Annotated in this window: 10 protein-coding genes; 2 read left to right on the top strand and 8 right to left on the bottom strand. The window is 73.2% G+C overall.

The genetic code is table 11. The features are described 5' to 3' along the window. Nucleotides 1-23: 23 nt before the first annotated feature. Together DEJ47_RS11330 and DEJ47_RS11325 are read right to left on the bottom strand one after the other, a co-directional pair. Nucleotides 24-1,649, bottom strand: a complete 1,626-nt coding sequence (locus DEJ47_RS11330) for a GAF domain-containing protein (RefSeq protein ID WP_223828690.1) — start codon at nt 1,647-1,649, stop codon at nt 24-26. 57 nt (nt 1,650-1,706) lie between these two features. Next, nucleotides 1,707-2,744, bottom strand: a complete 1,038-nt coding sequence (locus tag DEJ47_RS11325; RefSeq protein ID WP_150167431.1) for a rod shape-determining protein — start codon at nt 2,742-2,744, stop codon at nt 1,707-1,709. Between the two features lie 649 nt (nt 2,745-3,393). On the opposite strand from DEJ47_RS11325, the gene DEJ47_RS11320 reads away from it, so the two are divergent. Continuing rightward, on the top strand, nt 3,394-7,092 hold the full coding sequence (locus DEJ47_RS11320; protein ID WP_150167429.1) for a S8 family serine peptidase: 3,699 nt from the start codon (nt 3,394-3,396) through the stop codon (nt 7,090-7,092). A gap of 78 nt (nt 7,093-7,170) precedes the next feature. On the opposite strand, the gene DEJ47_RS11315 is transcribed toward DEJ47_RS11320, so the two are convergent. From DEJ47_RS11315 to DEJ47_RS11300, 4 genes are all read right to left on the bottom strand, one after another. Beyond that, nucleotides 7,171-8,622, bottom strand: coding sequence for an acyl-CoA synthetase (locus tag DEJ47_RS11315; protein WP_150167427.1), 1,452 nt, complete (start codon nt 8,620-8,622; stop codon nt 7,171-7,173). 471 nt (nt 8,623-9,093) lie between these two features. Next, on the bottom strand, nt 9,094-10,164 hold the full coding sequence (locus DEJ47_RS11310; RefSeq protein WP_150167425.1) for a YeiH family protein: 1,071 nt from the start codon (nt 10,162-10,164) through the stop codon (nt 9,094-9,096). Beyond that, on the bottom strand, nt 10,164-10,733 hold the full coding sequence (locus DEJ47_RS11305) for a cysteine dioxygenase family protein (RefSeq protein WP_150167423.1): 570 nt from the start codon (nt 10,731-10,733) through the stop codon (nt 10,164-10,166). The genes DEJ47_RS11310 and DEJ47_RS11305 overlap by 1 nt, the downstream gene beginning before the upstream one ends. Nucleotides 10,734-10,823: 90 nt before the next feature. Continuing rightward, the gene (locus DEJ47_RS11300; protein ID WP_150167420.1) at nt 10,824-11,729 is read right to left on the bottom strand and encodes a LysR family transcriptional regulator; all 906 of its coding nucleotides are present in this window, start codon (nt 11,727-11,729) and stop codon (nt 10,824-10,826) included. 106 nt (nt 11,730-11,835) lie between these two features. On the opposite strand from DEJ47_RS11300, the gene DEJ47_RS11295 reads away from it, so the two are divergent. Beyond that, the gene (locus DEJ47_RS11295; protein WP_150167418.1) at nt 11,836-12,156 is read left to right on the top strand and encodes a hypothetical protein; all 321 of its coding nucleotides are present in this window, start codon (nt 11,836-11,838) and stop codon (nt 12,154-12,156) included. Here DEJ47_RS11295 and DEJ47_RS11290 read toward each other — a convergent pair. Continuing rightward, a complete protein-coding gene (locus tag DEJ47_RS11290; RefSeq protein ID WP_150167416.1) occupies nt 12,146-12,781 on the bottom strand; it encodes a hypothetical protein in 636 nt (211 codons plus the stop codon). The two genes, DEJ47_RS11295 and DEJ47_RS11290, sit on opposite strands and share 11 nt — an antisense overlap. Then, nucleotides 12,762-13,565, bottom strand: coding sequence for an FkbM family methyltransferase (locus DEJ47_RS11285; RefSeq protein ID WP_150167414.1), 804 nt, complete (start codon nt 13,563-13,565; stop codon nt 12,762-12,764). Before DEJ47_RS11285 ends, DEJ47_RS11290 begins: the two co-directional genes overlap by 20 nt. Nucleotides 13,566-13,567: the final 2 nt, after the last annotated feature.

Here is a 13,567-nt window from a genome sequence, read left to right as displayed (position 1 = left end):
GGGTGGCGTAGCTGTGCGGCGCGTTACAGCGGGGCCTGCCACGTCACTGTCGTGCCCGCCTCCACGCCGTCCGTGTCCCCGTCGTCGTACACCGTCAGCCGTACCCCCGCGCGGCCGTCCGGCAGCGTGGCCCGCGCGTCGACCGCGACATCCACGCGGGTGACGCCGGTGCGGCGGGACGTCGCGGCCAGGGCCCGGCGCAGGGCGGCGAGCAGGCGGCCCGCCGCGGGCTCCGTGACCTGCGTGTCGACGGCCCCGGCGAAGTGCACGGACGGCTGGACGCCGAGGATCGCGGACGCGCCCGCCGTCTCGCGCAGCACCTTGCCCCGGAAGGTGGCGGGGGCGTCGGCGGGGGGCTGCTGGAGCGCGAAGATGGCGGTGCGGACCTCCTGGATCGTGGACTCCAGCTCGTCCACGGCGTGGTCGAGGGTCGACTCGACCTTGGCCGACTCCGCCTTGCGGCGCGTCGCGTCCAGCATCATGCCGGTCGCGAAGAGGCGCTGGACCACGAGGTCGTGCAGGTCGCGGGCGATGCGGTCGCGGTCCTCGAAGACCGCGAGGCGCCGACGGCTCTGCTGGGCGTCGGCGAGGACGAGGGCGAGCGCGGCCTGTGAGGCGAACTGGGTGGCGAGCAGGCGTTCGGCGGAGGTGTAGGCGGGGGCGCCGCGCCTGCGGGGGAGTGCGAGCGTGCCGATGAGGCGGCCACCCGCCTGCAGCGGCAGCATCATGCTGGGGCCGAAACGGGCGCGCACGTGCGTGGTCATACGGGGGTCGGTCGCCGAGTCGTCGATGTACACGGGTTCGCCGCCGAGCAGCTGGGTGAGGACCGCGCTGCCGGGCTCGATCGTGGTGCCGATCAGGTCGTTGTGGTGGGTGTGGGTGTTTGGGTCGGGAGTGGGATCGGGGGTGGTGCGTGAGGGTGGGCGGGGTGCGTCCCCGGGCTCTCCCGCGGGGCGTGACGTACCGTCCCCCGTCGGCGCACGCCTGTGTGCCGATGCCCCCCACCCGTGCGGCTCCCCGTCCGTCGCCGCCGCGACGATCCGCATGCCGCCCGCCTCCGTGGGCTGCAGGATCACGCCCGCCGCGGCGCCCGCGAGGATCCGCGCCCGGTCCGCCACCGTCATCAGCGCGTCCGCCGCCGCCTCGCCGGTGAGCAGGGCCGTGGTGACCGCCGCCGCGCCCTCGATCCAGCGCTCCCGTTGCCGGGCCGCCTCGAACAGGCGGGCGTTGCCGATCGCGATGCCCGCCTGGCTCGCCAGGACCCGCAGGAGCTGGCGGTCCTCGTCGGTGAAGGGCCCGCCCCCGGCCTTCTCGGCGAGCAGCAGCGTGCCGAACGGGTCGTCATGGACGTGGATGGGTACGTCGATGACGGTGCCGTCCGCGGTCGGGCGTACGCACGGCACGCCGTCAGGGCGGCACCCGGGGCCGCCCGCCACGAACAGCTCGGCCGGGCCCGCGTGACCGGGGGCGTCGACGCCGAGCGTGCCGAGCCCGGCGCCGGTCAGCCGGGCCGCGCTGTCCACGATGTGCTGCAGGGTCGCCTGGAGTTCGAGGTCCGTGCCGACGCTGAGGACCGCTTCGAGGATCGGCTGCATCGAGGGCCGCGGCGCGTCGTCCTCACCTTCGCCTTCGCCCTCGCCCATCGGCATCTCGGTCACGTACGACGTACTCCATGGTCGTGGTGGGGCGCGCGTCGGCCGTTCGGCTCAGCCGGACAGGGGCGCCAGCGCCAGTGGTTGGATCTTGCCCTCAAGCATCGCACCAAGTCCCAGAACAGCGCATACATCCGGCCGTTCCGCGATATGTACGGGCATTCCGGTCGCGTCCCGCAGCATCTGGTCGAGCCCCGGCAGCAGCGCGCTGCCGCCGACCATCATGATTCCGCGGTCCGCGAGGTCGGCCACCAGGTCCGGCGGGCAGTCGCGCAGCACCTTGCCGATGCCGTCGAGCACGGCGGTGAGCGGGGTGTGGATGGCGTCGCGGACGGCGGCCGTGTCGACCTGGACGGAGCGGGCGAGGCCGGTCGCGACGTCCCTGCCGTGGATCTCCGTCGACTCCGGGCCCTGCGGGGTCAGGCCGTTGCCGCGCAGCGCGAGCTGGAGGGGGCGTACGGACTGGGAGGGCAGCATCAGTTCATGGTGGTGGCGCAGGTGCTGCACGATCGCGTTGTCGATGGCCTCGCCGCCGACGGGAATGCGTTCCGCGGTCACGATCGAGCCGAGGGAGAGGACCGCGACCTGCGTCGTGGCGGCGCCGCAGACGAGGATCATCGTCGCCTCGGGGCGCTCCACGGGGAGCCCGCAGCCGACGGCCGCCGCGATGAGCGTGTCGACGAGTTCCACGCGGCGCGCCCCGAGCCCGACCATCGTCTCGACGGCGGCGCGCTGGGCCAGCGGGTCCGCGTCGTGCGGCGTGCAGGCGGCGGCGCGCAGCCGGGGCTTGCGGCGCAGGGTGCGGCGGAGCTTCTCGCCGATCAGGTTGCGCAGCATGCGCTGCGCCATCTCGATGTCGACGACGGTGCCGCCGGAGACGGGGCGCACGACCCGGATGTAGCCGGGCGTACGTCCCGTCATCTGCTCGGCGAACTGGCCTACCGCGATGAGCGCGCCCGTGCGCGTGTTGACGGCGGCGGCGCTCGGCTGGTCGACGACGAGGCCCGCGCCCTTCACGTACACGCGGGTCCTCGCGGCTCCCAGGTCGACGGCGATGTGGCAGCGGCGCAACTGCTCCAGACTGACGGTCATGGCAGATCCTCCCGAGAGCGCAGACCGTACGGGCCGTCGGACGACGGTCCTGTCTCGCATCGTGCGGCGGCCGGGCGCGGCGCGCGCGCTGGACTGAGCCGGGCGGGGTGCCGCCGCACGGGTGGTCTTGGGGCGGCGCGGGCGGTACGGCGGTGGGGCGGGGCGGTGTGGTGGTTCGGGGCGAGACAGCGCGGTGGCCGGGCTCGGCCCTCCCGACTGATTTCACGGTCTCGCTCGACCTCGCCGTCCCGCGTCGGCCCTGGTCGTCCCTGCCCGACGGACCGTGCTGGCCGTGCTGGTCGTTCCTGTCTGGCGGACGGTGCTGGCCGTCCTGGCCGCCCCGGCTGCCCTGACCGTCCTGGCCGCCCGGACCGACCCGACCGCCCCAGCCGCAGCCGCCAAAGGCGACCGCGTGTGCGGCATGCCGCGTGCGGTGTCTTGGTGGCCAAGGGTGCGGGCCCCCTGGCGCGCCCACGCCGTCACCGCACGGCCACCCGTGGCGGTTTGTCCCCCTGGCGGCTTCCCGCCACCTCCGCCAACTGCCGTGCCCCACATGCCTCCTGACACTCTTCGCAGCACTCGGGCACCACTCCTGCCCCGCCCCGCCCGGGTCCGCCGAAGAGACGAAGAGACGAAGAGAGGCAGCCCCATGACCAGAGCCCCCGTGCGGCGGAGAGCCGCGCTCGTGGGCGTCGCCGCCGGTCTCGCGTTCGCCCTGCTTCCCGGCGGGCAAGGCGCAGTCGCCGACGACGCGTCCGAGTCCAAGTCCGCAGCCCCCCGCACCGACGGTGCGGCCGGTGCCGCCCACACCGTCACCCTCATCACCGGGGACAAGGTCACCGTCACCCGGCTCCCTGGCGGACGGCAGACCGTCACCGTCGACCGGCCCGCCGGTGAGGTGCGAGGAGCCGTGCGGAGTCAGGTCGTCGACGGGCACGTCACCGTCGTGCCGGACGAGGCGCGGCCGTACCTGCGCTCCGGCGTCCTGGACGAGCGGCTCTTCGACGTGACCGAGCTGATCCGGCAGGGGCTCGTGGACCGGGGCGGGGCCCCCGCGGAGCTGCCCCTCATCGTGATGTACGACGCCGGGGACAAGAGGGCGCGGGGCGACGGGCAACTGCCCGACGGTGTCGAGAGAGTGCGCTCTCTGAAGAGCGTCAGCGGCACCGCAGTCCGCGTCGAGCGCCCCCGCGCCCTCTGGCGCGCCCTGCGCGCCGAGTCGTCCGGCGTCGACAAGGTCTGGCTCGACGGGCGCGTCGAAGCCGACATGGCGCGGAGCAACGAGCAGATCGGCACGTCCAAGGCCTGGGACGCCGGGCTCACCGGCAAGGGCGTCAAGGTCGCCGTCCTCGATACCGGCGTCGACGGTGACCACCCGGACCTGAAGGGGCGCGTCGGCGAGAGCAAGAGCTTCATACCGGGTGAGGAGGTCCCCGACCGCAACGGGCACGGCACGCACGTCGCCTCCACCGTCGGCGGCAGCGGCGCCGCCTCCGACGGCGGCAAGGAGAAGGGCGTCGCGCCCGGTGTCTCGCTCGCCGTCGGCAAGGTGCTCAGCGACGAGGGCTTCGGCAGCGAGTCGGAGATCATCGCCGGTATGGAGTGGGCCGCGAGGGACGTCCGCGCCAAGGTCGTCTCCATGAGCCTCGGCTCGTCGGAGCCGAGCGACGGGACCGACCCGATGGCCGCAGCCGTCAACTCCCTCAGCAAGGAGACCGGCGCCCTCTTCGTCATCGCCGCGGGCAACACGGGCGCCCCCTCCTCCATCGGCTCGCCCGGCGCCGCCGACTCCGCGCTGACCGTCGGCGCCGTCGACTCCGACGACAAGGCCGCGTACTTCACCGGCCAGGGCCCGCGCGCCGGCGACCACGGACTCAAGCCCGACCTGTCGGCGCCCGGCGTCGACATCCTCGCCGCCCGTTCCGGGCTCACCGCGGGGGAGGGCTTCTACACCGAGATGAGCGGTACGTCGATGGCGACCCCGCACGTCGCGGGCGTCGCCGCCCTCCTCGCCGAACGGCACCCCGACTGGACCGGCGCGCAGCTCAAGGACGCCCTGATGTCCAGCTCGAAAGGGGTGGAAGCGTCGGTCTACGAACTGGGCTCCGGTCGAGTGAGCGTGCCCGACGCCGTCGACACCCCCGTCACCGCCACCGGCAGCGCCGACCTCGGCTTCTACGGCTGGCCGTACGACGACAACGAGCCGGTGGAGAGGACCCTCACCTACCGCAACCACTCCGACCGCGACATCGCGTTGAGCCTGGCCCCGCGCGGTGCCTCCGACGGCGTCGTCACGCTCGCCGACCCGACCCTCACCGTCCCCGCCCACGGCACCGCGTCGACCACCGTCACCGGTGACGGCTCGAAGGCGCCCGTCGGGAACACGAGTGGCGCCGTCGTCGCGAGCGCGGGCGGCAAGGAGGTCGCGCACACCGCGTTCGGGCTGGTCAAGGAAGAGGAGCGGTACAGCCTCACCGTCCACGTCAAGGACCGCGACGGCGCCGCGTCCGCCGCCGATCTCGTCGTGCAGCAACTCGCCGGGGGCACCGAGCCGTTCCCGGCCGCCGTGGGTGACTCCGGCACCCTGAAGCTGCGTCTGAAGCCCGGCACGTACGCCCTGTCGACCTTCCTCGACGTGCGCGGCAGCCACGGGAAGGACTCACTGGGACTCGGGTTCCTCGCCGATCCGCAGATCCGCCTCGACCGGGACCGCACCATCACCCTTGACGGGCGGAAGCTGCGCGAGATCAAGGCCGACGTCGACCGGCGCACCGAGACCCGGCAGCTGCTCATGGAGTACGACCGCAAGGCCGGCGGCGCCGACCTCATGGGCGCCGTCCAGGTGCCCGTGAAGTACGACAGCGTCTTCGCCGCGCCCACCGCGAAGGTCTCCGACGGCAGCTTCGAGTACCGCACCGTGTGGCGGCTCGGCAAACCCCTCGTGGACGTGAAGGGCCTGCGCGAGGCCGTCGCCCAGCCGGGCGGGACGATCGCCGAGGGGCGGGAGAGGTGGGCGCTCGTCGATGCCGGAGACGGCACGCCGGCCGCGTACGAGGGCAAGGATGTCCGCGGCAAGGCCGTCGTCGTGCGCCGTACGGACGCGGTCACCCCGGCGCGGCTGGGGCAGGCCGCCCAGGACGCGGGCGCGCGGGCGCTGTTCGTGACGGACGACCGGCCGGGCCGCCTCAACGCCTGGTTCGGCACGGACGACAACGGTGACCGGCCGCTGCAGATCGTCACGGTCGACGCCGCCGACGGGGTCCGGCTCATCGCGGCCGCGCGGGCGGGGAAGCGGGTGGAGAGCACCGGGACGCTCAACACCCCCTATGTGTACGACCTTTCGGAAGGACATGAAGGCGGCATCCCGAAAAGGGACCTCACGTACGAGCCCTCCGCACGCGAACTCGCCACGCTGGACACCAGGTTCCACTCGGTGAAGCCCGCGGCGGGCGGCGAGTACCGCTACTCCCTCACCGACACCTTCCCCGTCGGCCTCGGATTCCAGGAGAAGATCGATCTCCCGGCCGAGCGCACGGAGTACGTCTCCACGGGGCGGGGCCAGGTGTGGCACGAGTCGGTGTCCACCGGGCCCGGCGCGCTGGAGGAGCGCAGCGGCCTGGTCGCCTACAAGGGCGGCGGGCGCACCGGGCTCGACTGGTTCAAACCGGTCCTGCACCCCTGGCTCGGCACGGGGCTCGGCTGGGGTCAGACGCGCACGGGCGACGACCTGGCGTTCAACGTGCCGGGATGGGGCGACTCGGGCCCCGACCACACCGGCTTCGGCGACGTCTGGAACGAGGAGTCGATGACGCAGGTCAGCGAGGTCTTCGTGGACGGTGTGAGCGCCGACCGGCGCAAGAGCTCCGGCGTGTACGTGTGGGACGCGGACCCCGCCGAGCACACGTACAAGGTCGTCACCGACACGACGCTCGCCCAGGACCGCTGGCAGCTCGCGACGAAGGGCCACGCCGAGTGGACCTTCAAGTCGAAGCGGACCCCAGAGGACAGGAAGACGTTCCTGCCGCTGATCAACCTCGGCTTCGACGTCGACACGGACCTCGCGGGCACGGTGCGGGGCGGCCGGACCGTCGACGTCGGGCTCTTCGCCGAGTACGTGAAGGGGGCGGCGGCCACGGGCACCATCGGCGGCGGCGGGCTCTCCGTGTCGTACGACGAGGGGAAGACCTGGCGGGACGTGCGGCTCGAGCGGGACGGGAGCAAGGCGGCCTGGGAGGGTGAGGTGAAGGTGCCCCGCGACGCCCGGTCCCTGTCGCTGCGTGCCTCGGCGCGCGACGACCGGGGCGGGGCCGTCTCCCAGGAGATCGTCCGGGCGGTGGGGGTGCGGTAGCCCCGCGAGGGAGCCCCGCGCCGGTGACCGGCGCGGGGCTCCCTCGCGGGACCTGTTCTCAGGACGCGGAGGGAGGCATCACTGCCCGGTCAGTGACCGCTTCATGATCTTTCCCATGTCGTTGCGCGGCAGGGACTCCAGGTAGCGCACCACCCGTGGGCGCTTGTGCGGGGCCAGGGCCGCGGCCACGTGGTCCGCCAGGGCCGCGGCGGACGGCGGGGAGTCCGGGTCGGTGGGGACCACCCAGGCCACGATGCGTTCGCCGAGGTCGGGGTCCGGTTCGCCGGTGACCGCGGCCTCCCGTACGCCCTCGTGGGCGAGGAGCGCGTTCTCGATCTCGCCCGCGCCGATCTTGTAGCCGCCGCTCTTGATGAGGTCGGTGGCCTTGCGGCCGACGATGCGCACATAGCCGTCGGGGTCCCGCACCGCCATGTCGCCGGTGCGGAACCAGCCGCCGGGCGCGAAGGCCGCCGCGGTCGCGTCCGGGCGGTTCAGGTACTCCGTGAACAGGTTCGGGCCGCGCACCTGGATCTCGCCCACCGCCTCCGGGCCGTCCGCCGCGACCTCCTCGCCCGCCTCGTCCACCAGGCGCAGCTCGACACCGGGCAGCGGCACGCCGACCGCGCCCGCGCGCGGCGCGCCGTCGGCGCGGACGCTGGTGTTCATGAGGGTCTCCGTCATGCCGTACCGCTCGATGACGCGTCGGCCCGTGGCGGCGGCGATGCGCTCGTGGTCGTGGACCGGGAGCGCCGCCGAGCCGGACACGAGCAGGCGCGCCCCGGCCAGGGCCTTCGCCAGCTCCGGGTCGTCCGGGAGGGCCTCTGCGATCCGGTGGTACATCGTCGGCACCCCGAACAGCATCGTCGCCCCCGCACCGAGCTCGCGCGTCACGCCCGCGGTGCCGAACCGCCCCAGATGCCGCACGGAGCCGCCGCGGCGCAGCGGGCCCAGCGTGCCGAGGATCAGGCCGTGCACGTGGAAGAGGGGCAGGCCGTGCACCAGGACGTCGTCGGCGGTCCACTGCCAGGCGTCCTCCAGCGCGTCCAGCGTGGCGGCGATCGCGCGACGGGGCAGGACGGCGCCCTTGGGCGGGCCCGTGGTGCCGGACGTGTAGACGATCAGGGCGGGGGACTCCGGGGGCGGTTCGGGGAGGGAGGGGGCGGGCCGGGTCGCGCCGCCGTCCTGTACGTCGATGTCGTGGCGGTCCAAGGACGCCAGCGCGGGCGGGAGTTCCGCGCCCGGTTCCGCGAGGACCAGCGTCGGCGCGCTGTCGCGCACGATGTGGGTGAGCTCGGAGTCGCCCGACTTCGGGTTGAGCGGCACGGCAGGTACGCCCGCGAGCAGCGCCGCGACCACGCCCACCGCCGTCTCCAGGGACGGCGTCGCCCACACGGCGACCCGGCCGGCGTCCCGCAGCCGCTGTGCCGAGGAGGCGGCGGCCGAGGCCAGTTCGGGGTAGGTCAGGGAGCGGTCGCCGAACCGGAGCGCCTCGCCGCGGGCGGTGTGCAGGGCCGGGAACAGGGGATCCACGTCTCGTACTCCTCGTTGTCGTCATCTGCGCCGGTCGTCAGGAGAGTCTTACGCCGATGAGGGGGCAGACGCGACATACGGCGACGCCGCCTCCCCTGGGACGGGGGAGGCGGCGTCGCTGCGGATCGGTGCGGGTGACGTCAGACGAGCCAGCCCAGGAAGTGGGCGAGACCGGCGACGACGTCAGTGATGAGGTTCATGGTGGTGCTTCTCCTTGTGGGACTTTCAGGGATGCTCAGGACCTGGATCCGGGTCCTGCTCCCCGGCCTTGTATGGGACATGGGCCGGGGGGCGCGGTCACGGTCTGCAGTCCGTCGCTCGCGCACCGTCAGCATCGTCAATCACGTGCGCCTCGCGCAATTCCTGGCGCGACGATCACCTGTTCCAGGGAACAACTGCCCAGTCGTTCGCATCGGTTGTTCGGGTCGCGCCAACTGGGTGCGTCCTCCAGTACGCCCTTGAGCGCCGCCCTCAGTACGTCAGCACCACACCCACGTACGACACCCCCGCGATCACGCCCCACGAGACCAGGCCGAGCGCCGCGACCCGGCCGCCCGTGCGCGTGAGGGACGGCAGGTCGACCGCGCTGCCCAGGCCGAACAGGGCGGCGGCCAGCAGGAGTTCCTGCGCCGTCCCCGCCGCGTCGATCGCACCGCCGGGGAGCCATCCGGTCGTGCGCAGCGCCACCATGGCGAGGAAGCCGACCACGAAGAGCGGCACCAGAGGCGGCCGTTTGGTGCCAGTGCCCCCCTCGGCCGAACCGCGTCCCTGCCGGCGCGCGCGTACCGAGAGGGCCACCGCAGCGACGAGCGGCGCGAGCAGCGCCACCCGCATCAGCTTGACCAGGACCGCGTCGCCCAGCGCCCCCGCGCCCGCGGTCTGCGCCGTCGCCACGACCTGGCCCACATCGTGCACGCTCGCCCCGACCCAGCGCCCGAACTCCGCGTCGTCGAGCCCCAACGGGTGCTGCAGCAGCGGGAGTACGGCGATGGCGAGCGTGCCGCACAGGGTCACGAGCGCCACCGAGGTGGCCGTGTCCCGCTCGTCGCTCTCGGACACCTCGCTGACCGCGCCGATCGCGGAGGCGCCGCAGATCGAGTAGCCGGTGGCGATCAGCAGCGGCTGGTCGCCGCGCAGTCCCATCCGGCGGCCCAGCCACCACGTGCCGAGGAAGGTCACCGCGACCACGGCGAGCACCATCCCCACCGACGCCCAGCCGAGCCCCAGCACGTCGTCCAGACCCAGCTTCAGGCCGAGCAGCACGACACCTACCCGCATCAGCCGCTTGCCCGCGAACGTCAGGCCCGCCTTGCCGGGGCCGCGGACGAACGCGTGCGCCGCGCCCGGCACATGGGCCGCCGCGATGCCGAGGACCACGGCCGCCGTGAGCATCGGGACGCCGGGCACGAAGTGGTGCACGGTCCATGCGGCGGCGACGCCGGCGACCGCCAGCGCCAGGCCGGGCAGCTTGCCGGGCGGTCTGGCGGCGAGTGAAGCGATCGGTGTCGTACGGGACTTGGCGCGTTCCCCGAGCAGCGCCATTACCGGTCGGCCGGGAGTTCGTACACGCGGCGGACGCTGCTGCCCAGGCGGGCTATGTCCGCGCCGTAGATGTGGATCGATATCGCGAGCGTGCCGCAGGCGTTCCACACCCGGTGGATGTCGCCGGGCGGCGCGAAACCGCACACCGAGCCCTGCGGGTTGACGACGTCCTCCGTCGCGACGAGGCGGGCCGCGCCACCGGGTCCCGCGGCGGGCACCAGGCGGTAGCGGCGCTCCTGCTCCTCGCCCTCGTGCACGCCCGTGACGCACCACGACACGTGGTCGTGGACGGAGGTCCGCTGTCCGGGCAGCCAGACCAGCGCCACGATCGAGAAGCTGCCGTCGTGCTCGGCGTGCAGGACGTGCTGGCGGTAGTGCTCGGGATCGCCCTCGCGCTGTTCGTCGGTGAGCAGGTCGGCTGAGCCCAGGTGGGGGGCGAGCCGTTCGCCCACCAGGTACGCGGTCAGATCGGGGGGCAGGCCGCGCCCCACCGCCTCGCGCACGTCGGCGACGAGGGTGTCGAGGCGCTCTGTGGTCCGGGCGGCCCGGTACGCGGTCGGAGTGCTCATACGGGCAGCGTCGCGCCGCCCGATCCATCACGTCCAACGACAGTCTTTTGGCGACCCCCCAACTTCCCCTTATGGAAACGCCGGGGGTGATCAGCAGCCGACGCGGTTCGCGGCCACCGTCCGCAGCTCGTCGAGCACCAGCGCCGTGGCCGGAATCCGCAGATGGTCCTTGAGGACATACGCCGACACCTGGCGCCGCGACGCCGGATCGAGGGCACGGCCCGTCACCTTCTTGTGGCAGAGGAAGTTCAGGACGAGACCCGGCATCATCGCGATGCCGAGCCCCTCCGCGACCAGGCTCTGCACCACCAGGTTGTCGTCGGTGGTGAACGCGATCTCGGGCGCGAAGCCCAGCTCGGCACACTCGTGCAGGAAGTTCGCGCGGCAGCGCGGGCAGCCCGCGATCCACCGCTCGTCGGCCAGTTCGGCGAGCTTGACCGAACGCTGGCGCGCCATGCGGTGCCCGGACGGCAGCAGCACGGTCAGCTGGTCCTCCATGAGCGGGATCTCCGCGAGCTCCTCGGGCACCTCGTCGTGCAGACCGGGGTACGTGAAGGCCAGCGTGATGTCGCACTCGCCGCGCACCACGCGCCGCAGCGACTCGGGCGGCTCGTCCTCCAGGAGCTCCACGCGCACCCCCGGGTGCCCCGAGGCGAGCCGCGCGAGGGCCTCCGGGATGAGCGTCGCGTTGGCGCTGGGGAACGCGCAGACCCGGACCCGCCCCGAGCGCAGCCGCGTGATCGCGTTCATCTGCTGCTGCGCGGCGGAGATGTCGTCCAGGATGATCCCCGCGTGCCGCGACAGCGCCTCACCGGCCTCCGTCAGGCGCATGCGGCGCCCGACGCGGGTGAACAGCGGAGTGCCGACGGACCGTTCGAGGGCCTTCATCTGCTGGGTTATCGCCGGCTGGGTATAGCCGAGGGAGCGGGCGGCCGCCGAGTACGAACCGGCCCGGACCACCTCGTGGAACGTCTTGATGTGCCGCGAATCGAACACCGCCGAATCATAAGCAGATGTTGGAGGCGGCGAACAAGCCCGCGTACCGGCTTCTGCCACCAGGACGGCCCGCACGGTGCGTGCTCGAACCGCTACGCTGCGCGACATGAACGTGAAACGACGACGCATGACCGCCGTGGCCGGACCGGCCAGGACGCTCGGGGCGCTCGCCATCGCCGCGGCTCTCGCCCTCACCGTGCCGAACTCGGCGTACGCGGCGGAAGGGATCCTGAACATCAACGGCCAGGACTATGTGAATCCGAGCGGCTGCTACGGATTCGACTGGTTCCCGGCCTCGATCACCAACAACACCGACGCCATCGTCGAGGTCCACTCCGGGCCCGACTGCACCGGCTCGGTCGAGTGGCTCGTGTACCCCGGCGAGACGTACCGGACGGAGACCGCAAGCAGCGTCTTCATTCTCTGACGTCCACCCGCTGCAGCAGTCCCCAGGTGAACTCCGCCACGCAGTGCCGCCGTTCACCGGCCCCGTCCACCGCCTCGAACGCGAGGCCCCACCGCGTCGGCGCCGTCCCCTCCATGGGGCGCGCCGGCGCGAACGCGCGCGCTGCCTCGTCGACCGTGCACGACCAGGGCGTGAGGTCGTCGAGCGTGCGCAGCTCGGGACCGGCGGTCCCCGGCGCGCGCACCAACCTCCCCCATAGCTCGAAAAGCATGGGAGGTGCCCCCATGTTCCACACCGCTCCGTTCGGTGCCCGCAGCACCTCGAAGCGCAGCTCGGGCCAGAGCGGCACCGGCCACAGCAGCGCCTCGCACTCCAGGTCGCCGATCCGGCGGCGGACCGTCGCCTCGGGCGGGCCGAGGACCGAGCGGTACCGGGAGGCAGCGCTCCGCGACCGCGAGGAGCGGGTCATCGCCTGCCAGCGGCGGTTGGCCTCCCGCATCTCCGCGACGGAGACACCCAGCGTGTGCCGTGCGCGCTCCACGAGGTCGGCGTTGTGGTCGGCCATCCGGCGCAGCAGGACCAGCTGGAAGTCCAGCGCGGTGAACGGGCCGGAGGCGGGCGAAGAGCTAGCGGGCATGCACCCCATCGTCGCGCACCGCGAGCGCTCCCGGGCGGTGCCCGTCGGGGAGGAACAGGACCGAGTTGACGTAGCGGGGGTGGCGCGGCGTGAGGACGCGGCGCAGCAGTCCCTGCGACACGACGTACGACGTGCCGGACTGGTGCGTCTCCAGATCGAACGCGTCGAGCGGCACCCAGCTGTCGTGCGGCAGCACCCAGCCCCGGTAGCCGTGCCGGGCGGTCAGGAGTTCCACGATCGGGGCGGTCGGCTGGATGCGTGACTCCAGCTCCAGGAAGATCGCCGGACGGTCGCGGGCGATCAGCTCGCGCGCGCCGTGCAGGACCCGCAGCTCGTTGCCGTCCACGTCGATCTTGACGAAGTGCACGTCCCGCAGGCCCAGGCCGTCCAGGGTCAGACACGGCACGTCCACCGCCACGTGGTGGATGTCCCTGCGGACCAGGGACGACACACCTCTCTCCCCGCGGTCGCCGCGCGGCAGCCAGAGCCTGGCCGTGCCGGGCCGGTCCGTCGCCGCGCCCTGGATCACCCGGACGTTGCGGGGTGTACTGGCCGCGAGGAGCCGCGCCAGATGCGGCACCGGCTCGACGGTCACCACGCGCTGCGCGCGCGAGGCGAGCCGGTGCGACCAGGGGCCGTACCAGCCGCCGACGTCCACCGCGGTGCCGCAGCCCGGCGGGCAGAGGTCGGCGAGCCTGCCGAGCTCCGGCTCGAAGCGCGGATAGACGAGACGGGCCAGGGAGGCGATCAGACGGTCGGGGACATAGGGCGCCACGCGGGCGGCGAAAGTCATGC

Source organism: Streptomyces venezuelae, assembly GCF_008642355.1.
GTDB classification, from domain to species: Bacteria; Actinomycetota; Actinomycetes; order Streptomycetales; family Streptomycetaceae; genus Streptomyces; species Streptomyces venezuelae_B.
Note: the sequence above shows the minus strand (reverse complement) of the source record. Positions and strands in the feature narration are given on the sequence as shown.

What these genes read in the sequence shown, in the direction of transcription:
- DEJ47_RS11295 (WP_150167418.1), top strand. Translation starts at nt 11,836, where the DNA reads ATGAACGTGAAACGACGACGCATGACCGCCGTGGCCGGACCGGCCAGG.
- DEJ47_RS11320 (WP_150167429.1), top strand. Translation starts at nt 3,394, where the DNA reads ATGACCAGAGCCCCCGTGCGGCGGAGAGCCGCGCTCGTGGGCGTCGCC.
- DEJ47_RS11290 (WP_150167416.1), bottom strand. Translation starts at nt 12,781, where the DNA reads ATGGGGTGCATGCCCGCTAGCTCTTCGCCCGCCTCCGGCCCGTTCACC.
- DEJ47_RS11305 (WP_150167423.1), bottom strand. Translation starts at nt 10,733, where the DNA reads ATGAGCACTCCGACCGCGTACCGGGCCGCCCGGACCACAGAGCGCCTC.
- DEJ47_RS11285 (WP_150167414.1), bottom strand. Translation starts at nt 13,565, where the DNA reads ATGACTTTCGCCGCCCGCGTGGCGCCCTATGTCCCCGACCGTCTGATC.
- DEJ47_RS11310 (WP_150167425.1), bottom strand. Translation starts at nt 10,164, where the DNA reads ATGGCGCTGCTCGGGGAACGCGCCAAGTCCCGTACGACACCGATCGCT.
- DEJ47_RS11325 (WP_150167431.1), bottom strand. Translation starts at nt 2,744, where the DNA reads ATGACCGTCAGTCTGGAGCAGTTGCGCCGCTGCCACATCGCCGTCGAC.
- DEJ47_RS11330 (WP_223828690.1), bottom strand. Translation starts at nt 1,649, where the DNA reads ATGCCGATGGGCGAGGGCGAAGGCGAAGGTGAGGACGACGCGCCGCGG.